The sequence below is a fragment of the Stenotrophomonas sp. Steno-Z1 genome (genome assembly GCF_056393175.1).
In genome coordinates this window covers 433,141-453,781 of sequence record NZ_JBWJPB010000002.1, presented here as the reverse complement: position 1 = coordinate 453,781, position 20,641 = coordinate 433,141, and the positions used below count along the sequence as shown (strand labels likewise).

16 protein-coding genes are annotated in these 20,641 nt (G+C 68.8%); 7 read left to right on the top strand and 9 right to left on the bottom strand.

Features of this window, described 5'->3' with window-relative positions:
• Positions 1–121 precede the first annotated feature (121 nt).
• Positions 122–1,003 carry an AraC family transcriptional regulator gene (locus AC06FD_RS08765; protein WP_259204218.1) on the top strand — a complete coding sequence of 294 codons (882 nt, stop codon included), beginning with the start codon at positions 122–124 and terminating at the stop codon, positions 1,001–1,003.
• 58 nt (positions 1,004–1,061) lie between these two features.
• Entirely contained in the window at positions 1,062–3,305 is a 2,244-nt protein-coding gene (gene parC, locus AC06FD_RS08760; protein ID WP_478077578.1) for a DNA topoisomerase IV subunit A, read from the top strand.
• Between the two features lie 435 nt (positions 3,306–3,740).
• On the opposite strand, the gene bfr is transcribed toward parC, so the two are convergent.
• Entirely contained in the window at positions 3,741–4,229 is a 489-nt protein-coding gene (gene bfr / locus AC06FD_RS08755) for a bacterioferritin (RefSeq protein WP_259204204.1), read from the bottom strand.
• Between the two features lie 154 nt (positions 4,230–4,383).
• On the opposite strand from bfr, the gene AC06FD_RS08750 reads away from it, so the two are divergent.
• Positions 4,384–6,735 carry a penicillin acylase family protein gene (locus tag AC06FD_RS08750; protein ID WP_478077577.1) on the top strand — a complete coding sequence of 784 codons (2,352 nt, stop codon included), beginning with the start codon at positions 4,384–4,386 and terminating at the stop codon, positions 6,733–6,735.
• Positions 6,736–6,804: 69 nt separating this feature from the next.
• Here the strand turns inward: AC06FD_RS08750 and AC06FD_RS08745 are convergent, their stop codons facing one another.
• Together AC06FD_RS08745 and asnB are read right to left on the bottom strand one after the other, a co-directional pair.
• Positions 6,805–8,187 (bottom strand): cation:proton antiporter, encoded by a 1,383-nt coding sequence (locus AC06FD_RS08745; protein WP_449334797.1) that lies wholly within the window; start codon positions 8,185–8,187, stop codon positions 6,805–6,807.
• Between the two features lie 103 nt (positions 8,188–8,290).
• Positions 8,291–9,982 (bottom strand): asparagine synthase B, encoded by a 1,692-nt coding sequence (asnB, locus tag AC06FD_RS08740; RefSeq protein ID WP_478077576.1) that lies wholly within the window; start codon positions 9,980–9,982, stop codon positions 8,291–8,293.
• Positions 9,983–10,350: 368 nt separating this feature from the next.
• On the opposite strand from asnB, the gene AC06FD_RS08735 reads away from it, so the two are divergent.
• Both AC06FD_RS08735 and AC06FD_RS08730 read left to right on the top strand, forming a co-directional pair.
• Positions 10,351–11,229, top strand: coding sequence for a tetratricopeptide repeat protein (locus AC06FD_RS08735; protein WP_478077575.1), 879 nt, complete (start codon positions 10,351–10,353; stop codon positions 11,227–11,229).
• A 204-nt stretch (positions 11,230–11,433) separates the two neighbouring features.
• Positions 11,434–12,117, top strand: coding sequence for a pentapeptide repeat-containing protein (locus AC06FD_RS08730; protein WP_259204185.1), 684 nt, complete (start codon positions 11,434–11,436; stop codon positions 12,115–12,117).
• 83 nt (positions 12,118–12,200) lie between these two features.
• On the opposite strand, the gene dapE is transcribed toward AC06FD_RS08730, so the two are convergent.
• From dapE to map, 6 genes are read right to left on the bottom strand one after another with little or no spacing between them, the layout of a single operon-like run.
• Positions 12,201–13,328: a succinyl-diaminopimelate desuccinylase gene (gene dapE, locus AC06FD_RS08725; RefSeq protein ID WP_478077574.1), complete on the bottom strand. Its 1,128-nt coding sequence runs from the start codon at positions 13,326–13,328 to the stop codon at positions 12,201–12,203.
• Positions 13,325–13,687, bottom strand: coding sequence for a Spx/MgsR family RNA polymerase-binding regulatory protein (locus AC06FD_RS08720; protein ID WP_478077573.1), 363 nt, complete (start codon positions 13,685–13,687; stop codon positions 13,325–13,327). The genes dapE and AC06FD_RS08720 overlap by 4 nt, the downstream gene beginning before the upstream one ends.
• Positions 13,688–13,730: 43 nt before the next feature.
• On the bottom strand, positions 13,731–14,603 hold the full coding sequence (locus AC06FD_RS08715; protein WP_478077773.1) for a hypothetical protein: 873 nt from the start codon (positions 14,601–14,603) through the stop codon (positions 13,731–13,733).
• A complete protein-coding gene (gene dapD / locus AC06FD_RS08710) occupies positions 14,600–15,676 on the bottom strand; it encodes a 2,3,4,5-tetrahydropyridine-2,6-dicarboxylate N-succinyltransferase (protein ID WP_259204174.1) in 1,077 nt (358 codons plus the stop codon). Before dapD ends, AC06FD_RS08715 begins: the two co-directional genes overlap by 4 nt.
• Complete coding sequence (locus AC06FD_RS08705; RefSeq protein ID WP_478077772.1) at positions 15,676–18,294, bottom strand: [protein-PII] uridylyltransferase; 2,619 nt, start codon at positions 18,292–18,294, stop codon at positions 15,676–15,678. Before AC06FD_RS08705 ends, dapD begins: the two co-directional genes overlap by 1 nt.
• 20 nt (positions 18,295–18,314) lie before the next feature.
• Positions 18,315–19,088, bottom strand: a complete 774-nt coding sequence (gene map / locus AC06FD_RS08700; RefSeq protein ID WP_259204160.1) for a type I methionyl aminopeptidase — start codon at positions 19,086–19,088, stop codon at positions 18,315–18,317.
• A gap of 267 nt (positions 19,089–19,355) precedes the next feature.
• On the opposite strand from map, the gene AC06FD_RS08695 reads away from it, so the two are divergent.
• Entirely contained in the window at positions 19,356–19,880 is a 525-nt protein-coding gene (locus AC06FD_RS08695; protein ID WP_259204151.1) for a Csu type fimbrial protein, read from the top strand.
• An 8-nt stretch (positions 19,881–19,888) separates the two neighbouring features.
• The gene (locus tag AC06FD_RS08690; protein ID WP_478077572.1) at positions 19,889–20,635 is read left to right on the top strand and encodes a fimbrial biogenesis chaperone; all 747 of its coding nucleotides are present in this window, start codon (positions 19,889–19,891) and stop codon (positions 20,633–20,635) included.
• Positions 20,636–20,641: the final 6 nt, after the last annotated feature.

The window sequence follows — 20,641 nt, the reverse complement described above, 5'->3', positions numbered from 1 at the left end:
AATATATTTCTCAATGGAAATATTCAATCTGGAACCAAATGCTGTGTTGCAACATCCAGAACAATGCGGGGGGGGCTACCTTAAGGGCCCATTCCGGTGGCCCGGTATTACAATCTGGACAATGAATAACGTTTTCAGGCCAGAGGACGCCGTTGCCCTCCCCCCTGCCCAGGTGCGGCACGACGTGCTGGACTGGCTCGAACGCGACGACGGCCTGGCCGTGCTGGGCTTCCAGATCGAGAGTGCGCGCGGGCTGGACCGCGAAATCGACTGGCACCAGCACCGCCGGGCGCAGCTGATCAGCGTCGAGGCCGGCCTGCTCAACATCCGCACCCGCCACGGCAACTGGTCGCTGCCGCCCGGCTGTGCCGGCTGGATGCCGCCCGGCGAGCCCCACACGGTGGGCATTTCCGGTCCGCTGCGCGGGTGGGGCCTGATCGTCTCGGCCGAGATGGCCCACGACCTGCCCGACCAGCCTTGCGTGGTGGCCATCTCCGACCTGCTGCAGGCGCTGGCCGTGCGGGTGACCCGCTGGGCGCCCGCGGCCGCGGCCGACCTGCGCCAGCAGCACATGATCGAGGTGCTGCTGGATGAGATCCGCAACGCGCCGCGCCAGCGCATGCACCTGCCGATGCCGCAGGACCGCCGCCTGCTGCGGATCGCCTCGCAGCTGATCGCCAACCCGGCCGACGGCCGCAGCCTGGAACAATGGGCGCAGTGGGCCGGGTTGTCGCCGCGTACACTGACCCGGCACTTCCGCGACGAGACCACGCTCAGCTTCGCCCAGTGGCGCCAACAGGCCCGCCTGGCCGACGGCCTGCGCCGGTTGTCCGATGGCCGCAGCGTGTCCGATATCGCGCACGCGCTGGGCTTCAGCAGCCCCAGCGCCTTCGTGACGGTGTTCCGCCGCCACTTCGGCTGCCCACCCGGGCGCTACCTGGCACGCAACGGCCAGCCCCTCAATCCAACGCGCGGCTTGGCATCCCCGGCCGCATCCGGATAATCGACCGCCTGCGAGGGCGACAGCCGTCGCCGTCCCTTGCCACAGGTAACAATCCCGCATGACCGATCTTGCCCGCCCCGCCTTCCACGGCTTTGAACAGCTGCCCCTGCGCGAGTACGCCGAACGGGCGTACCTGGACTATTCGATGTACGTGGTGCTCGATCGCGCACTGCCGTTCATCGGCGACGGCCTGAAGCCGGTGCAGCGCCGCATCATCTATTCGATGAGCGAGCTGGGCCTGAATGCCGCCTCCAAGCCGAAGAAGTCCGCGCGTACCGTGGGTGATGTCATCGGTAAGTACCACCCGCACGGCGACAGTGCCTGCTATGAAGCGCTGGTGCTGATGGCCCAGCCATTCTCCTACCGCTACCCGCTGATCGAAGGCCAGGGCAACTTCGGTTCCACCGACGACCCGAAGTCGTTCGCGGCGATGCGCTACACCGAATCCAAGCTCACCCCGATCGCCGAAGTGCTGCTGGGCGAAATCAACCAGGGCACGACCGACTGGACCCCGAACTTCGACGGCACCCTGGAAGAGCCGACCTGGATGCCGGCGCGCCTGCCGCACCTGCTGCTCAATGGCACCACCGGCATCGCCGTGGGCATGGCCACCGACGTGCCGCCGCACAACCTCAACGAGATCGTCAGCGCGCTGCTGCACCTGCTGGACGATCCGGACGCGACCGTGGCCGACCTGTGCGAGCACGTCAAGGGCCCGGACTACCCGAGCGCAGCGGAGATCATCACCGCGCCGGCCGACCTGCGGAACATGTACGAAACCGGCTACGGCAGCGTGCGTGCGCGCTCGACGTTCTTCAAGGACGGCAGCAACATCGTCATCAACGCGCTGCCCTTCCAGGTTTCGCCGTCGAAGGTGATCGAGCAGATCGCCGCCCAGATGCGCGCCAAGAAGCTGCCGTGGCTGGAAGACATCCGCGACGAGTCCGACCACGCCAACCCGGTGCGGGTGGTGCTGGTGCCGCGCTCCAACCGCGTGGATGCCGACCAGCTGATGGGCCACCTGTTCGCCACCACCGACCTGGAGCGCAGCTACCGGGTCAACCTCAACGTGATCGGGCTGGACGGGCGTCCGCAGGTGAAGAACCTGAAGATGCTGCTCAGCGAGTGGCTGCAGTTCCGCGGCACCACCGTCACCCGCCGCCTCAACCATCGCCTGCAGAAGGTGGAGCGCCGCCTGCACCTGTTGGAAGGCCTGCTGGTGGCGTTCCTCAACCTGGATGAAGTGATCCACATCATCCGCACCGAGGACGAACCCAAGGCCGCGCTGATCGCGCGCTTCGCACTGAGCGACGACCAGGCCGAATACATCCTGGAAACCAAGCTCAAGCAGCTGGCCCGCCTGGAAGAAATGAAGATCCGTGGCGAGCAGGACGAACTGGCCAAGGAGCGCGACAAGATCCTGGCCATCCTGGACAGCAAGGCCAAGCTGAAGAAGCTGATCCGCGACGAACTCACCGCCGATGCGAAGAAGTTCGGCGACGCGCGCCGTTCGCCGCTGGTGCAGCGTGGTGCCGCGCAGGCGATCGACGAAACCGAGCTGGTGCCGAGCGAGCCGATGACCGTGGTGCTCTCGGAAAAGGGCTGGATCCGCGCGGCCAAGGGCCACGACATGGACCCCTCCACCCTCTCCTACCGCGAGGGCGATGCGCTGCTGGGCGCGGTGCGTGCGCGCAGCACGCAGCAGGTGGCCTTCCTGGACAGCGAAGGGCGCGCCTACTCCACGCTGATCCACACCCTGCCCTCGGCACGTGGCAACGGCGAACCGCTCACCGGCCGCTTCTCGCCGGCGCCGGGCAGCCAGTTCCTGACCCTGGCCAGCGGCGAGAACACCACCCGCTTCGTGCTGGCCTCCACCCACGGGTATGGCTTCGTCACCCGCTTCGAGAACCTCACCGGGCGCAACAAGGCCGGCAAGGCGATGCTCAACCTGACGTCCGGCTCGAAGGTGCTCACCCCGGCGGTGGTCGCCAATCCGGAAACGGACCGCATCGTGGCGGTGACCAGTTCGGGCAACCTGCTGGCGATCGCCGCCAGCGACCTGCCGGAACTGGACAAGGGCAAGGGCAACAAGATCATCGACATCCCCAAGGCCAAGCTCGCCACCGAGCGCGTGGTCGCGGTGGTCTCGGTCGGCCCGGGCAACACGCTGCTGGTGCGCAGCGGCACGCGCACCATGAACCTGTCGTTCAAGGACCTGGAGACCTACCTGGGCACGCGCGCCACGCGTGGCCACCTGCTGCCGCGCGGCTGGCAGAAGGTGGAAGGGTTGGCGGTGGAATGACCGCAAGCAAACGGCGCAGATGAAAAAAAACGGCCGGGGAAACCCGGCCGTCTGCGTTCCCCACACCCCCACTGCGTTGCGCCGGGCTCTGCCCGGCCGCATCTGCCGCGCGTTGCGCGGTTGCCGAGCAGAGCCCGGCACTACGCTACGTGCCTGGAAAACGAAACAGCCGGGAATCCCCGGCTGTTTCGTTTGTCGGCTGGCTGGCAGTTGCTGGCGGGCGGACGAGGGCTTCTGCAGCGTGCTGGCGAAAGCTGGCTGGCGAGCAGAACCCGATGACGGGGCGGTGGATCGTCACGCATCCAGGACACCGTCTGGAGAAACAGCCCCCTTGGAATCCAAGGGGGCGCGCCGACAGGCGCGGGCATGTGGAAGGTGATACGCCGGGGCCCGCGATGTGCGCAGCACATCGTGGGGCTGATGCGCGTAGGCGCGTCAGTGCGCGGCCGTACCCTTCGCATCCATCTTGCTGGTCTGGTACAGCGCCAGGCCGATCCGCTTGATCAGGCCCAGCTGCTGTTCCAGCCACCAGGCATGGTCTTCCTCGGTGTCCTTCAACTGCACCAGCAGCATGTCGCGGCTCACGTAATCCTGGTGCTGTTCGCACAGCTTCATGCCGGCGGCCAGGTTGTTGCGCACGCTGTACTCGGTGTCCAGGTCCTTCTGCAGCATCTCTTCCACGGTCACGCCCGGCTCGAAGGCGTGCGGGCGCATGTCCGGGTTGCCACCGAGGAACAGGATCCGGCGCAGCAGCGCATCGGCGTGCTGGGTCTCTTCTTCCATCTCGTGGTTGAGGCGCTCGTACAGCGCCATCAGGCCCTGGTCCTCGTAGCGACGCGAATGGATGAAGTACTGGTCGCGCGCCGCCAATTCGCCGCGCAGCAGCTCCTTCAAACACGCGATGACGTCCGGATTGCCTTTCATGGGGGTGCTTCCTGGTGTATCGATGGGCGCCATGGTGCCCCATCCAGAAATCCAATGATCTAATCGGAATCACTTGCAGTTGCGCTTCGCCTGGCCTGCACATGGCCCTCACAGCCCCTACAATCCAGGGCACAACGTCAACGGGAGGCGCTGCATGCGTCGCTGGCTCACGCGGGTGCTGTGGCTGTTGCTGGTGCTGGTGTCGCTGCTCATCGTTGGCACTGTCTGGTTGCTGCGCGGCAGCCTGGCCCCGCTGGAGGGCGAGCAGCGCGTCGACGGGCTGCAGGCCCCGGTCAGCGTCAGCCGCGACGCGCTGGGGGTGGTCACCATCGATGCGGCGAACCAGCGCGACGCGATGCGTGCCCTGGGCCTGGTGCATGCGCAGGAGCGCTACTTCGAGATGGACCTGATGCGCCGCAGCGCGGCTGGCGAGCTGGCCGAGCTGTTCGGGCCGGCCGCGATCCCCGCCGACCAGCGCATGCGCGTGCATCGCCTGCGCGCCCGTACCCACGCTCACCTGGCGCACGCGGTCGGTGCCGACCCGCAGGGAGTGCAGTCCTACGTGGCCGGGGTCAACCAGGGCCTGGCCGACCTGCGTGTACGCCCCTGGCCCTACCTGCTGCTGCGCCAGGCGCCGGCGGCCTGGACCGCCGAGGACAGCGTGCTCGCCGGGCTGGCGATGTACGCCGACCTGCAGGACCCCGGCAACCAGACCGAGCTGGCGATGGCGCGGATCCGCGCGGTGGTGCCGCCGGCGCTGTATGCGCTGCTCAGCCACGACGGCAGCGAGTGGGATGCACCGCTGTTCGGGGCGGCACGCGGCAATGCGCCGTTGCCGTCGGCCGCACAGCTCGATCTGCGCGCCGATCCACGCTCGCCGCCCACCGCGGCAGCCCCGCCGGCCGAGCAGGACGTCAAGGGCAGCAACAATTTCGCCGTGGCCGGCGCACTCACCGCCGATGGGCGCGCGATCCTCGCCGACGACATGCACCTGGGCCTGCGCGCGCCCAACCTGTGGTTCCGGGTGCGGTTGCGCTATGCCGACGCGCAGGCCCCCGGCGGCAAGGTCGACGTCAGCGGGTTCTCGCTGCCCGGCCTGCCGGCGATCGTGGTCGGCAGCAACGGTCACGTGGCATGGGGCTTCACCAACAGTTACATCGACAACGCCGATTTCATCTCGGTGCCGGCCGACGCGCCGGGTGGCGGGGACGGCATCCGCACCTACGAAGAGCGCATCCGCGTGGCGGGCCAGCCCGACACCGTGCTGCGGGTGCGCGAAACCGCCTGGGGCCCGATCCTGCACACGCGTGCCGACGGCAGCGGCGATGCCCTGCGCTGGACCGCGCAACTGCCGGGCGCGGTGCGCCTGGATTTCGCCGACATGGCACGCGCGGCCGACCTCGACGATGCCCTGCACATTGCCGATCGCGCCGGCATCCCCACCCAGAACCTGCTGCTGGCGGACCGCCATGGCCGTATCGCCTGGCGCCTGATCGGTGCGCGACCTGACCGCGCCGCCGACTGCGCACCCGCCAGCGGCGCGGCGCCGGTAGCCGCGCAGTGCGCGCCGTGGCCGATCCGCAGCGATGCCTCACCGGCCTTGGTCGACCCGGCCAACCATCGCCTGTGGACCGCCAACGGGCGCGTGCTGGATGGCCAGGCGCTGGCGGTGGCCGGCAATGCCGGCTACGACCTGGGCGCGCGCGGCCGCCAGATCCGCGACGACCTGCTGGCCAGGGAACGCTTCAGCGAAGCCGATCTGCTGGCGATCCAGCTCGACGACCGTGCGCTGTTCCTGCAACGCTGGTGGGTGCTGCTGCGGCAGGTGGTGGCGCACAGCGACGACCCGGCGCTGAAGCGGCTGGACGTGGCCACCCGGCACTGGGAGGGGCACGCGTCGGCCAACGCGGTGAGCTACCGGATCACCCGCGGTTTCCGCGGGATGGTGCTGGACAGCGTCTCGACCGGCCTGCTCGCCCCCGCGAAGCGACGCCTGGGCGATGACTACCTGGAACCCCGCCTGGCACAGATGGAAGGGGTGCTGTGGCCGCTGGTCAGCGAACGCCCCGCGCACCTGCTGCCACCGCCGTACGCGAGTTGGGATGCGCTGTTGGCCGATGCGGCCAAACGCCTGGAGGCCGACCTCGCCGCGCAGGGGCCGACGTTGGCCGACCGCACCTGGGGCGAGCGCAACACCGCGGCGATCTGCCACCCGGTCAGCCGCGCCCTGCCCGACCTCGCCAGGCGCTGGTTGTGCATGCCCGCCGACCGCCTCCCCGGCGACCGCGACATGCCGCGCGTGCAGGGCCCGGCATTCGGCGCGTCACAGCGCATGGTGGTGTCGCCCGGGCACGAGGCCGACGGGGTGATCCACATGCCCGGCGGCCAGAGCGGGCACCCGCTGTCACCGTTCTGGGGGGCCGGGCATGCGGACTGGGTGACGGGCGCGCCGACGCCGTTCCTGCCAGGACCGACGGTCTACACCTTGACGCTGCAACCGAGGTAGCGCCACGCCATGCGGGGCTGCCCCCCACGCGGCCACCGGCTCCACGCCGCGCGCGTGCATCCGGGCCGGTCAGCGCTTGCCGCGCTCCATCCAGCTCAACAACGGGCCGGTCATCGCCGTGGTCACCAGCGCCATGATCACCAGCACGGCGAACAGGCGATCGCCGAGGAACCCCAGTTCGTAGCCCAGGTTGAGCACGATCAGCTCCATCAGGCCACGGGTGTTCATCAGCGCGCCCAGTTTCCATGCCTCCTGGCTGTCCATGCCGGCACTGCGCGCCGCGCTCCACGTGCCAAACAGCTTGCCAAGCGTGGCCACCGCGATCACCACCAGGCACAGCAGCAGGTCGCTGGCCTGCAGCGCATCGCCCCGCATGCGCAGGCCGGTCATGGCAAAGAACAACGGCAGCAGCAGGGTCACCGCGAAGGGCTCGACCCGGCTGGCCACGGTGTGGCGCAAGGTGGCATTGCCCGACACCGCCACGCCCGCGGCGAATGCGCCAAACAACGCGTGGATGCCCAGCATTTCGGTGACCAGCGCGCACCCCAGTGCCATCAGCAGCATCACCAGCAGCCAGCGGCCTTCCTGCCCGGCCACGATGACCTGCCGCGAGAACCACGGCCGCACCACGCCCAGCATGAGCCCGACGAACAGCACCACGCAGCCCAGGTTGATCGCCGCCGGCACCCAGCCCTGCGCCTGTGCGGCGGCCACGATCAGTGCCAGCAGGCACCATGCGGTGGCATCGCCCAGCGCCGCGCAGGCGATCGCGGTCTGGCCCAGCGGCGTGCTGGTCATGCCGCGGTCGGCGAGGATGCGCAGCAGCACCGGGAACGCGGTGATGCTCAATGAAATCCCGACAAACAGCGCGAACCCGGTGAAGCCGATCCCGCGCGGCGCATGCGCGCCGTACAGCCAGATCGCCAGCGCCACGCCCAACACGAACGGCACCGCGATCCCGGCATGGCTGACCACGAAGGCGAAGCGCCGACGACCGCGCAGGCCGCCCAGGTCCAGCTCGGCACCGGCCACCAGCAGGAACATCAGCACGCCCAACTGACTGAGCAGGCCCAGCGAGCCCAGCGACGCGGCAGGAAACAGTGCACCGTGCACCTGCGGCAGCAGCGCGCCCAGCACCAGCGGGCCCATCATCAGCCCGGCGGCCATCTCGCCGATCACGCCGGGCTGGCCGAAGCGCCGGAACAGCCAGCCGGCGCCCTTGGCCACCAGCAGCAGCACCAGCAGTTGCATGAGGAACAGGCCCAGCGGCGCATGCAGGTGGGCGGCCCAGTCGGCGCCGAGCGAGGCGTCGGCACGGCTGACCTGCGCGGTCACGCTCGGGCCGGCATACCGCGCCAGGCCCAGGCCCACCAGCAAGGGCACCGCCACCCACCCCAGGTAGCGCCATGCCAACCCGCTCCGACGCATCCCGCCGCTGCTCTTCAATTCCATTACCGATCCCCATCGATTGAGGGAGCGATTCTACGGGGTGGCGCGGCGTACGGCAGTCCTCTTTCCACCACGGCGCGCCAACGCCGTGGTGGCCCTCCTGCGATCAGGCCAGCGCCTGCTCGTGCACGCCGGCTACGGCGCGGCCGGACGGATCGGCCATCGTGGCGAAACTGGCATCCCAGGCGATCGCCGCGGGCGAGGAACAGGCGATCGACTTGCCGCCCGGCACGGTCTCCGCCGCCGCCTGGGTGGGGAAGTACTGCTCGAAGACGTGGCGGTAGTAGTACGCCTCCTTGGTCTGCGGCGGGTTGTGCACGAAGCGCTTGTCGGCCGCGGCCATCACCCGGTCGCTGACCTGCGTTTCGGCATGCGCCTTGAGCCCGTCGATCCAGCCATAGCCGACGCCATCGCTGAACTGCTCCTTCTGTCGCCACAGGATCGAGTCGGGCAGATAGCCTTCGAAGGCCTCGCGCAGTACCGCCTTCTCGATCCGGCGCGCGCCCTGCGGGCCCTGCCCGACCATCTTGTGCCGCGCATCGATGCGCATGGCCACGTCGAGGAACTCGCGGTCCAGGAACGGCACGCGCGGTTCCACGCCCCAGGCCATCATCGACTTGTTGGCGCGCAGGCAGTCGTAGTTGTTGAGCGCATCGAGCTTGCGCACCAGCTCTTCGTGGAACTCGCGCGCGTTCGGCGCCTTGTGGAAGTACAGGTAGCCGCCGAAGATCTCGTCGCTGCCCTCGCCGGACAGCACCATCTTCACCCCCATCGCCTTGATCCGGCGCGCCAGCAGGAACATCGGGGTGGACGCGCGAATGGTGGTGACATCGTAGGTTTCCACGTGCCGGATCACCTCCGGCAGCGCGTCCAGGCCTTCCTCGAAGGTGTATTCGAAGCCGTGGTGCACGGTGCCCAGCGCCTCGGCGGCGATGGCGGCGGCGGCCAGGTCGGGCGAGCCCTTCAGGCCGATGGCGAAGGAGTGCAGGCGCGGCCACCAGGCCTCGCTCTGGTCGCCATCCTCGATGCGGTGGCGGGCGTAGCGTGCGGCCACCGCGGCCACCAGCGAGGAATCCAGGCCACCGGACAGCAACACGCCGTAGGGCACGTCGGTCATCAGCTGGCGGTGCACCGCGCGCTCGAACGCCTCGCGCAGTTCGACCCGGTCGGCCTCCACGCCTTCCACGGCGTCATAGTCGCGCCAGGGGCGCTCGTAGTAGCGGGTCAGGGTGTCGGTGGCGCTGTCGTACCAGTGGCCCGGCGGGAACTGCGCGGCATCGGCGCAGATGTCCACCAGCGACTTCAGCTCGGAGGCCACCACCAGACGCCCGTCCTTGTCATGGCCCCAGTACAGCGGCACCACGCCGATCGGATCGCGTGCGATCAGCACCCGCTGCCGCTCGCGATCCCACAACGCGAAGGCGAAGATGCCGTTGAGGCGGTTGAGGAACGAGGCCGGGCTGTCCTGGCGGTACAGCGCGTTGATCACCTCGCAGTCCGAGCCGGTCTGGAAGGCGTAGGGCTGGGCCAGTTCGGCCTTCAGTTCGCGGTGGTTGTAGATCTCGCCGTTGACCGCCAACGCCAGTTGGCCGTCCTCGGACAGCAGCGGCTGCGAGCCGCCGGCCGGGTCGACGATGGCCAGCCGTTCGTGCACCAGGATGGCGCCGGCATCGACATACACCCCGCTCCAGTCCGGGCCACGATGGCGCTGGCGCTGGGACAGGTCCAGCGCGTGGCGGCGCAGCGCCGGGAGGTCGTCACCGACCTGCAGGCCGAAAATACCGAAGATCGAACACATGGGAACAGCTCCTGATGATGGGGGAATACACGTATTGCAGGCATTCGACCGGCCACCCAGGCCCGGAAGGGGTAAACCCGGGCCACAAAAAAACCCGCATCGGTCGATGCGGGTTTTCTGGGGTCCGGGCGTGTTGCTTGTACTAGCCCTGGTCGCAGTCCCGCATCGGCCGCGCACGATTATTCGCGCGCAGATTGGTGCGGTTGGTATTGCTGACAGCGGTGGCCGGGAACGAGGACATGGACCGACCGTAACCGGCTTTTGGCAGCGGCGCAACTGTTGCGATGGCAACCAAACCGACCACCGCGGGCAACCCGGCGCTGCGGGACCGGGCGATAATCAGCGCCCTTCCGCATCACCTGGCCGGCATGATCCCCCGCATCGGACGCATCGCTTCACGCCCGGCCGGCATCGCCCTGGCCCTTTCCCTCATTGCCTGCAGCAGCGCCCCGCCACCGACGCCGGCCAGCATCGTGCAGTCGATCGAAACCAAGGCAGCCGATGGCAGCTTCGAGGGTGCCTGGGACGCAGCCAGGACCTTTGAAACTTTCAACGACCCCCGCGCGGTGACGTGGTACGAACGTGCCGCCGCTGTCACCCCGTGGAGCGTCCACAACACCCAGGCCGAAGAAGCCCTGGGCCGGATCTGGACCCACGGCGAGCTGCTGCATGGCACCGGCCCGAACATCGTGCAGGGCACCGCCTTGCGCGCCTCACCCCGAAAAGCCGAGCGGTGGTACCGCACTGCCGCCGGGCACGGCAATCCGATGGCCATGCTGATGCTGGCCAAGGTCCATCGCGAACACGGTGACGCGGTCAGCGCACTGCGCTGGGACCTGCGCGCAACGATCTACTTCCACATGCCATCCGAATCCTCGCGGCTGCCACAGGCGATCGCGGCGCAGGCCGATGGCACCCTGCATCCCCTGGTCGTCGACATCCAACGGCGTGCGCAGCGCGGCGATGCCGACGCCCAGGTGGATCTGGGCGCGATGTACGAACTCGGGATGGGCCTGCCGCGCGATGGCGTGGACGCACTGCGCTGGTACCGCCTGGCCGCTGACCAGGGCAATGTGTACGGGCAGTATTTCAGCGGGTTGCTGCTCGGCCGTGGCCGCGCAGGCGTGACGCGCGATCTGGACGCCGCCGCCGGCTGGTTCGCAAAGGCCCATGCGCAGAGGTTCTACCTGGCCGGCGAGCCCTATTGGCGCGAGCGGATCAACGCGCCGTTCTGGACCTTCGACTGACGCCGGACACCCAGGATAACCACCCGGTAGAGCCGACCGTTGGTCGGCTGCACGTGTCGCCCCACGTGTCTGCACCCACGGCAGCCGACCAACGGTCGGCTCTACGTCGGAGGGAGCCGCGGGATGTGCGCCGGTGACGCTGTACACACTCCGCCGCTGCCTTCAAGACTGCCGCCTGTGCCCCCCATCATCCAGAATGACCGCATGAACACCGCCACTTTCCGCGATGAATCCATCACCCGCACGCGCATGCAGGCGATCATCGCCGCGCATCCGCGTGCAGCCGTCTTCGAGGGTTGCACGTTCGACCACGGCGACTTTTCGCGGCTGGACATGGATGGATTCCAGTTCAACCAGTGTTCGCTGGCCGGCGCCAACTGGCTGGCGGCATCACTGGAAGAAAGCCAGTGGCACAAGTGCCGCGGCGGCGCGTGCGACTTCAGCGCGGCGCTGTTGAGTGACGCGCGGTTTTCGCATTGCGACCTCAACAACAGCCACTGGCGCCGTGCAACGTTGTCCTCGGTGCAGTTCGCCGACTGCAAGCTGACCGGTGCGCACCTGCAGGAGGTGACCGGGTGGGCGCTGGAATTCCGCGACTGCCTGCTGGTCAGCGCCGACCTGCGCGGGCTGTCGTTCCGCAAGGCGCAGTTGGAGGGCATGGATTTTTCCGATGCCGAGCTCTCCGGCTGCGACTTCCGCGATGCCGTGTTCAACGGCGGCAGCCTGCGCAATGCGCAGACCCGGCTGACCCGCTTTGAAGGCGCGGACCTGCGCGGCACCGATATCAGCGGGCTCAACGTGATGGACGCCAAGCTGTTCAAGAAGGCGGTGATTTCACAGCGCCAGGCGGCCGCGGCCCTGGCCGCGTTCGGGCTGATCGTGGCCTGACCCGGGCGTCGCGCCGGCCCGTGCCGGTGATGGCCGGGCCGACGCCGGCACCGGCCAACGGCCGGCGCCAGGTCTTTCCTGGCTCAGGCCAGCAGGCGTTCGATCAGGCGCAGGTACAGCGCCGGCAGCTGTTCCAGGTCGGCCACGCGCACGTTCTCGTCGACCTGGTGGATGCTCGCATTGACCGGCCCGACTTCGATGCACTGCGCGCCCAACGGCGCGATGAAGCGCGCATCGGAGGTGCCACCGCCGGTGCTCTCTTCCGGCGGTGCCCCGGCGAATTCGCCGAGCACCTCGCGCGCGACCCGGCGCAGGGTGCCTTCCGGCGTATAGAACGGCTCACCGCTGCGGTGCCAGCCGAGCGTGTAATCCAGCGCATGCCGGTCCAGCAGCGTGGCGATCTCCCGTTCCAGCGCGGGGGCGTTCCAATGCGGGTTGTAGCGCAGGTTGAACAGCACCTGCAGCGCGCCGGGGATCACGTTGTTGGCCCCGGTCCCGGCGTGGATGTTGGACACCTGCAGGCTGGTCGGCGGGAAGCTCTCGAAGCCATCATCCCAATGCCGGGCGGTCAGTTCCGCCAGCGCCGCGGCGGCCAGGTGGATGGGGTTGCGCGCCTTGTCCGGGTAGGCGACATGGCCCTGCACCCCCTTCACGGTGAGCGTTGCCGACAGGCTGCCACGACGACCGACGCGCAGCAGGTCGCCGAGCACCGCGGTGGACGACGGTTCGCCGGTGATGCACCAGTCGATGCCCTGCCCGCGCGCGCGGAAGATATCGGCCACCCGGCGCACGCCGTCGATGGCATCGCCCTCCTCGTCGCTGGTCAGCAGCACCGCCAGGGTGCCGGTGTGCTTCGGATGGGCGGCGACGAACTGCTCGGCGGCGACCACGAACGCGGCGACGCTGCCCTTCATGTCGGCCGCGCCGCGCCCGTACAGCACGCCGTCGCGGATCTGCGGGTCGAACGGATCGCTGGTCCAGGCCGAGACCGGCCCGGTCGGCACCACGTCGGTATGCCCGAGCAGCACCAGCACCGGCGCACCGTGCCCGTGCGTGGCCCAGAGGTTGTCCACTTCGCCCAGGCGCAGGTGTTCGCACTGGAAACCCGCGCGCTCCAGCCGCGCGGCGAGCAACGCCTGGCAGCCGGCGTCGTCGGGGGTGACCGACGCGCGCGCGATCAGGTCGCAGGTCAGGGCGACGACGTCGTTCACGCGTCCACTCCGAAGCGCTGCTTGAAGCCGTTGTCCGAGAAGCCCTGGGTCATCACGCCATCGGCACTGACCACCACCGGGCGCTTGATCAATTGCGGGTACTCGCGCAGCAGCAGCTTCCATTCGGCGTCCGAATCGGCCGCCCTGCGGTTCTCCGGCAACTGCCGCCACGTGGTGGAGGAGCGGTTGATCAGCGCGGGAAAGCCGCCGGCCTGGCGGGCCCAGTCGATCAGCGTCTCGGGCGAGGGTTTCTGGTCGCGGTAGTCGATGAAGGTGTACGGCACCTGGAAACGATCCAGCCACTTGGTGGCTTTCTTGCAGGTGTCGCAGTTCTTCAATCCGTACAGGGTGGTGGTCATGGCGCGGCGTGCAGCATCGATCAGGAAGGACGCGCTGAGGATGTCACAACAGACGTTCGGACACGACCCGGAACGGCACCTGCGGCACCCGGAAACAGAACGCATCGTCCAGCGCCACGCCCATCGCGGCCAGGTGCGGGCAGGACACCGGCCCGTCCAGCTGCAACGGCTGCACCGCTGCCAGCGCGATCGGCAGGTCGATGCGGGTCAGCGCCAGCCGGCCATCCGGGGCGACCGCGAACGCGGCGTCCTGGCAGGCCAGGAACGCCATCGCCCGGGCCGCATCGCCGAAGGCGCCGGCGGCCCACGCCGCCGGAAGCGCATCGGCGGGCCGCACCCGCGCCCGCAGCATGGGCGCACTGCCCTGCCCCGGTTCGATCAGGGTGTGGCCGCCGTGCGCATCCACGGCATGCTCGAACCGCGCGGCCAGGTGCGGTTGCATGGCATCGCTCCACAGCCGCGCGCCCACCGCATGCACCACGCTGTCGATCACGTTGCGATCGAACAGCACGCGCGGCTCGTCCGACCGTGCGTCGGCAGCGTCCGGCAGCACGTACCAGCGCCAGTTGCTCTGCAATGGCGACGGGAACAGACGACGCAACGGGCCGGCCAGGGCCGGCCCGAAGTGGCCATGACGGTAGGTCAGGATCGTGTAGGGGGTGCGCCCGTCATGCACGAACAGCCGGTGGCCGGGCGGCGGCGGGGGCGCATGCCGCGCCTCCACCCACCAGCTCAGGTACACCACCTCGCGCACGTCGCTGACCAGCGGCGGCACCGGCACCACGCCGGTCAGTGCGCGCCGCGCGGCGGTCAATGCCGTGCAGGCCAGCAGACGCTGCAGCCCGCGTCCCGGCCACCCGGCAACCGGGTGGCGGTAGCGCGCTGCCTGCGCCAGCGCGGGCAGCGGCGTGCTCAGTCGGCCAGGCCGCGCAGCAGGTCGTTGACGCTGGTCTTGCTGCGGGTCTTGGCGTCGACCTGCTTGACGATCACCGCGCAGTACAGCGAGTGCGACCCGTCCTTGGACGGCAGCTGCCCGGACACCACCACGCTGTACGGCGGCACCGAGCCGTAGCTGATTTCGCCGGTGGCGCGGTTGTAGACGCGGGTGCTCTGGCCCAGGAACACGCCCATGCCGATCACGCTGTGGTGGCCGACCACGAAACCTTCCACCACTTCCGAACGCGCGCCGATGAAGCAATGGTCTTCGATGATGGTGGGGCTGGCCTGCAGCGGCTCGAGCACGCCGCCGATGCCGGCGCCGCCGGACAGGTGGCAGTGCTTGCCGATCTGCGCGCACGAACCGACCGTGGCCCAGGTATCGACCATGGTGCCCTCGCCCACGTAGGCGCCGATGTTGGTGAAGCTCGGCATCAGCACCACGTCCTTGCCGAAGTAACTGCCGCGACGGGCGATCGCGCCGGGCACCACGCGCACGCCGGCGCGACGGAACTTGGCCTCATCGAAACCGGCGAAGCGCGATTCCACCTTGTCCCAGAACGGCGCCGGGCGCGCGTCGACCACGGCCATGTCGTTGACCCGGAAGTACAGCAGCACGGCCTTCTTCAGCCATTCGTTGACCTTCCAGCCACCGTGGCCATCGGGCTCGGCGACGCGGAATTCACCGGTTTCCAGGCCGTCGATGACCCGGCCGACCAGCGGCTTGGTCGAGCCTTCCAGTTCGTGCAGGGTGAGCGTGGCACGGCGCTCGAAGGCGCTTTCGATGCCGAACTTCAGTTCTTCAACGCCCGGGGTGGCCGGCTTGCGCAGCGACTTGCGGGCGATGGTGGCATCGCGGCTGGCGCTGCGCTTGGCCGCGCTTTCGGCCGGGGTGGCAACAGCCTTGGTGGCCGGCGCCTGCTTCGTCGCGGCCTTCTTCGTCGCGACCTTTTTCACCGCCGCCGGCCGGGTGGCAGGCGCGGCCTTGGGGGCAGCAGTCTTCTTGGCCGCTGCAGTCTTGGCAGCGGTCTTCTTGGCGGGCTTGGTGGCCATCAGTGGGGGTCTCCGGCGTTTCGATCAGGGTCCAGGCAGGCCAGCATCGCGTCGTGCAACTGCTGCCTGGCGGATTCGGTAAGGGGGTGGTCGTGCTCGTCGCTGATCACGAACATATCTTCGGCGCGCTCGCCGAAGGTGGCGATGCGTGCGTCATGCACGCGCAGGCGCTGGTTGCGCAGCACGAAGGCCACGTCGGCCAGCAGGCCGGGGCGGTCGGGCGCGACCAGGCTGAAACGGGTGCCCGGGTTGCCGTCGCTGCCATCGCGGAACTCGATGCGGGGGGCAAAGCGGAAATGCCGCAACTGCCGCGGAATCACCCGTCGCGACGGGCGCAAGCGAGTCAGGTCGCCGGCCAGCGCTTCACGCAGGGCAAGTTCCAGCCGCTGTGCGTTGCCATCGGCGAAGCTGTCGGCCGGGGTCACTTCGAAGGTATCGAAGATGGTGTCCACCGGGCCATCCAGCACGCGCGCACGATGGATGCCATAGCCCTTGCGGTCCAGGGTCATCACGATCGCGGCGAACAGGCCATCGCGGTCGGGCGAATGCACGAACACTTCCAGCGCCTGGTCGTCGGGGGTGATCCGACGCACCTTGACCAGGGTCTGGCCCTGCTTGACCGGCACCAGCGCCGCGGCCTGCCAGGCCAGCTGCTCCGGGCGCAGGCGGATGAAGCTTTCATCCGGCATCACGGTGAACTGGCGCTCGATGGTGGCATCGTCGTAACCCCGCTCACGCACCAGCTGGCGCACCGACTCGCGCGCCTCGGCCACGCGCTCGGCGGCCGGCATCTGGTTTTCCAGCCCGTCGCGCAGTGCACGGCGCGCAGCGAAGTACAGGTCGGCCAGCAGCCGGTCCTTCCAGGCGTTCCACAGTTTCGGGCTGGTCCCGGCGATGTCGGCGCAGGTCAGCAGGTACAGGTAATCCAGACGATCGCGGCTGGCCACCAGCGTGGCGAAGCGGTGGATCACCTCCGGATCGGAGATGTCCTGCTTCTGCGCGGTGACCGACATGCGCAGGTGCTGCTCGACCAGCCAGGCCACCAGTTCGGTGTCCGAACTGCTCAGCGCAAGCGCCTGGCAGAAGGCGTGCGCATCCACCGCGCCGAGTTCGGAATGGTCGCCACCGCGACCCTTGGCGATGTCATGGAACAGGCCGGCCAGCAGCAGCAACTCCGGCTTGCGCAGGCGCGGCCACACCTCGTGCGCGATCGAGAACCGCTCGTCGGCGCGGCTGCTGGCGAACAACCCGATGTTCCGCAGCACCATCAGGGTGTGCTGGTCCACCGTGTACACATGGAACAGGTCGAACTGCATGCGCCCGGAGACCTGCGCGAACGCGGGGATCCACTGCCCCAGCACGCCCAGGCGCGCCATCCGTGCCAGCGTGTCCACCGCGCGCGGACTGCGCAGCAGGGCCAGGAACTGCTCGCGTGCGGCCGGGCTGGCATCGGTATAGGCGGCCAGCTCCGGCAACGCTTCGGCCAGCGCGCGCGCGGTCAGCGAATGCAGGCCGCGCACCTCCGGGTTGTAGGCCCAACTGGAGAACAGCGCGAACACCTGCTCGATGTCGCCCTGCGGCCACGCCGGGTCGTTGGCGGCCAGGTAGCCGCGGCGCAGCGAGAAGCCGACGCTGACCGGCTCGGGCACCGCTTCGCCGTCGAACTGTTCCTCGAAGCGCTGCAGCAGCCGATCGCTGATCCGCCGCACCACGGTGGCACTGCGGTAGAAGCCCTGCATCATTTTTTCCACGGCCAGGCTTTCGAGGTCGTCCTCGAAGCCCAGGCGTGCCGCCAGGGTCTTCTGGTAATCGAACCGCAGGCGTTCCTCAGGCCGGTTGGCGACCAGGTGCAGGCCGAAGCGCAGCCGCGCCAGCGCGCAGCGCTCGCGTTTCAGCGCGGCCGCTTCATCCGGCCCCAGATGGCCCAGGCCGACCAGCGCCTCCAGGTCGCGCACGCCAAAGGCGCGCAACGCCATCCAGCCCAGCGTATTGAGATCGCGCAGCCCGCCCGGGCCGTCCTTGATGTCCGGCTCGAGGTTGTCGGCGGTATCGCCGAAGCGCTGATGGCGGGCCAGCAACTCCTCGCGCTTGGCCAGGAAGAAGGCACGCGGCGACCACAGGCCGTCCACGTTCACCGCCGCCTTCAACGCCGCACGCGCGGCCTCGTCGGCGACCAGCGGGCGTGATTCGATCAAGGCGGTGAGCACGGTCTGGTCGTCGCTGGCCTGGGTGCATTCGGCGGGCGAACGCACCGCATGGCTGACCGGCAGGCCGCAATCCCACACCAGCGCGAAAAAGCGCGCCAGCCCCGATTCATGCCGACGCTGCTGTTCGGGCGCGCCGAGCACCAGCACGTCGATGTCCGAACGCGGGAACAGTTCGCCGCGCCCGTAGCCGCCCACCGCGAACAGCGCCAGCCCCGAGCCGGCGGGCAGGCAGCGCTGCCAGGCCAGCCGGATCAGGTGATCGGCCGCGCGCGCACGCAGCGCAAGCAGGCGCTCGATGCTGTCGCCCTGGTCGAAGCGGCGGTACAGCCGCGCATCGGTCTGCTGCAGCGACTGCCGTGCCAGCGCCGCCCAGTCCGGGTCGGCGACGGAGTCGGCCGGCGCGTCCAGCATCGGGCTCGCCGGCAGCATGCTCAGACCTGCGATTCGCCGGGCGAGAGGGTCAGCACGTCCACGCCGGTCTCGGTGACCGCGATCATGTGCTCCCACTGCGCCGACAACTTGCGGTCCTTGGTCACCACGGTCCAGCCGTCGGGCAGCACCTTGTTGTACCGGGTGCCCTCGTTGATCATCGGCTCGATGGTGAAGGTCATGCCCGGCTGCAGCACCAGGCCCTGGCCCGGGCGGCCGTAATGCACCACCTGCGGCTCATCGTGGTAGACCTTGCCGATGCCGTGGCCGCAGTACTCACGCACCACGCTGAACCGCTCGCCTTCGGCCAGGGTCTGGATGGCATGGCCGATATCGCCGAGCGTGGCGCCCGGCTTGACCGCGCGGATGCCGGCCCACATGGCCTGGTAGGTCGTATCGACCAGACGCCTGGCCATCGTCGACGGGGTACCTACGTAGTACATGCGGCTGGTATCGCCGTGCCAGCCGTCCTTGATCACGGTGACGTCGATGTTGACGATGTCGCCGTCCTTGAGGACCTTGGCTTCGCTGGGGATGCCGTGGCAGATCACGTTGTTGACCGACGTGCAGACCGTCTTCGGGAAGCCACGGTACCCGACGTTGGCCGGCGTGGCCTTCTGCACGTTGATGATGTGGTCGTGGCAGATGCGGTCCAGCTCTTCGGTCGTCACGCCAGGCTTGACGTACGGGGTGACGATGTCGAGCACCTCGCTGGCCAGGCGGCCGGCGATGCGCATCAGTTCGATTTCCTCGGGGGTTTTCAGATTCACGCTCATGTCGACCATTATCGCCGATCCGGGGCCAATCTGAACGGGATCGGGTGGAACGCTGACAGGCGGGGTTTGGGCTGGGGGCAGTGTCAGGTTCCTGAACATATGTGATGGCAGTCACGCAACGCCAGATCGTGCCGAAAACGGCCATTGATTTTTCCTAATCTCACGGCTTCGCAACAAGTTCCTCCCTATAACCGGGGTGACCCCCGCAGTAGCAGTCCCGGCAGCATCGTGTTGTTCAGCAAGGACATCCGTCCAAGGAGCATGCCCATGCGATTCCTCCGCACGACCATACTGAGCCTGGCCCTGTCCGGCCTGGCGGCGCCCGCCTTCGCGGCCGACACCACCACCTTCAACGTCAAGATCATCATTACCAAGGCCTGCACGATCACCGCCGCGGCCGCCACCGACGTGGACTTCGGCTCGGCACTGTCCACCGCCACCACCCCGTCCAACGCCCAGGGCACCATCACCGCCCAGTGCTCGGCGCTGACCCCGTACACCGTAGCGCTCAACGCCGGCGCCAATGCCGGCACGGCCAACGACGTGACCACCCGGCGCATGAAGAACACCGACGTCAGCGTGACCGCCAACAACTTCGTCGGGTACCAGTTGTATCGGGATGCCGCCCATACCAACGTGTGGGGCACCACCACCGGCACCAACACCGCCGCCGGCATCGGCACCGGACTGGCGCAGACGCTCAATGTCTACGGCCAGATCGCCAACCCCAGCGTCAACAATGCCGCCGCGGGTAACTACCAGGACACCATCACCGCCACCATCACCTACTGAGGTCCGCCATGCCGATTTCCGCAGGGCCTGGCCCTTGGCGGTTCGGGTGCGCGGCCCTTGGCTGGCTGTGGCTGCTGATGGGGAGCGCCACCGCCGCAAGCCTGCAGGTCGCCCCTACGTCGCTGCAACTGACGCCGCGCCAGAACGCCGACGCGTTGTGGCTCACCAACAGCGGCACCACGCCGGTCCAGGTGCAGGTGCGCGTGTTCGAGTGGCGCCAGGACACCGGCCAGGACCAGCTCCTGCCAACCACCGCGCTGCAGGTCAGCCCGCCCATGCAGTCGCTGGCCGCCGGCCAGCAGCAGTTGATCCGGGTAGTGCGCAGCGATCCCACGGCGCCGACCACACAGCGCGCCTACCGGGTGGTGGTGGACGAACTGCCCAGCGTGGACCCGCGCCGCACCGGCATGCAGTTCGTGCTGCGCTACTCCATGCCGGTCTTTATCCAGCCGGCCGGCGAGCAGCCGCTCAAACACGCCCTGCAGGCGCGCGTGGCCCGGCTCGCTGACGGGCGCCCGGCCCTGGAGGTGCACAACAGCGGCAACAGTTACGCGCAGCTGGCCGACATCGGCGTGGGCACGGCGGAACGGCCGCAGATCATCCATCCCGGCCTGATCGGCTACGTCCTCGGCGGGCAGACCATGCGCTGGCCGCTGGAGGTTCCGGCGGCCCGCCTGGCGGGCGCCACGTTCTCGGCAAAGATCAATGGCGAGTCGGCCCAGACGCCACTGCCCGTCGCGCCAGCGGCTCGCTGAGGCCTG

Coding starts and splice junctions, on each gene's coding strand:
- AC06FD_RS08765 (WP_259204218.1), top strand. CDS start 122: ATGAATAACGTTTTCAGGCCAGAGGACGCCGTTGCCCTCCCCCCTGCC.
- parC (WP_478077578.1), top strand. CDS start 1,062: ATGACCGATCTTGCCCGCCCCGCCTTCCACGGCTTTGAACAGCTGCCC.
- bfr (WP_259204204.1), bottom strand. CDS start 4,229: ATGAAAGGCAATCCGGACGTCATCGCGTGTTTGAAGGAGCTGCTGCGC.
- AC06FD_RS08750 (WP_478077577.1), top strand. CDS start 4,384: ATGCGTCGCTGGCTCACGCGGGTGCTGTGGCTGTTGCTGGTGCTGGTG.
- AC06FD_RS08745 (WP_449334797.1), bottom strand. CDS start 8,187: ATGGAATTGAAGAGCAGCGGCGGGATGCGTCGGAGCGGGTTGGCATGG.
- asnB (WP_478077576.1), bottom strand. CDS start 9,982: ATGTGTTCGATCTTCGGTATTTTCGGCCTGCAGGTCGGTGACGACCTC.
- AC06FD_RS08735 (WP_478077575.1), top strand. CDS start 10,351: ATGATCCCCCGCATCGGACGCATCGCTTCACGCCCGGCCGGCATCGCC.
- AC06FD_RS08730 (WP_259204185.1), top strand. CDS start 11,434: ATGAACACCGCCACTTTCCGCGATGAATCCATCACCCGCACGCGCATG.
- AC06FD_RS08720 (WP_478077573.1), bottom strand. CDS start 13,687: ATGACCACCACCCTGTACGGATTGAAGAACTGCGACACCTGCAAGAAA.
- dapD (WP_259204174.1), bottom strand. CDS start 15,676: ATGGCCACCAAGCCCGCCAAGAAGACCGCTGCCAAGACTGCAGCGGCC.
- AC06FD_RS08705 (WP_478077772.1), bottom strand. CDS start 18,294: ATGCTGGACGCGCCGGCCGACTCCGTCGCCGACCCGGACTGGGCGGCG.
- map (WP_259204160.1), bottom strand. CDS start 19,088: ATGAGCGTGAATCTGAAAACCCCCGAGGAAATCGAACTGATGCGCATC.
- AC06FD_RS08695 (WP_259204151.1), top strand. CDS start 19,356: ATGCGATTCCTCCGCACGACCATACTGAGCCTGGCCCTGTCCGGCCTG.
- AC06FD_RS08690 (WP_478077572.1), top strand. CDS start 19,889: ATGCCGATTTCCGCAGGGCCTGGCCCTTGGCGGTTCGGGTGCGCGGCC.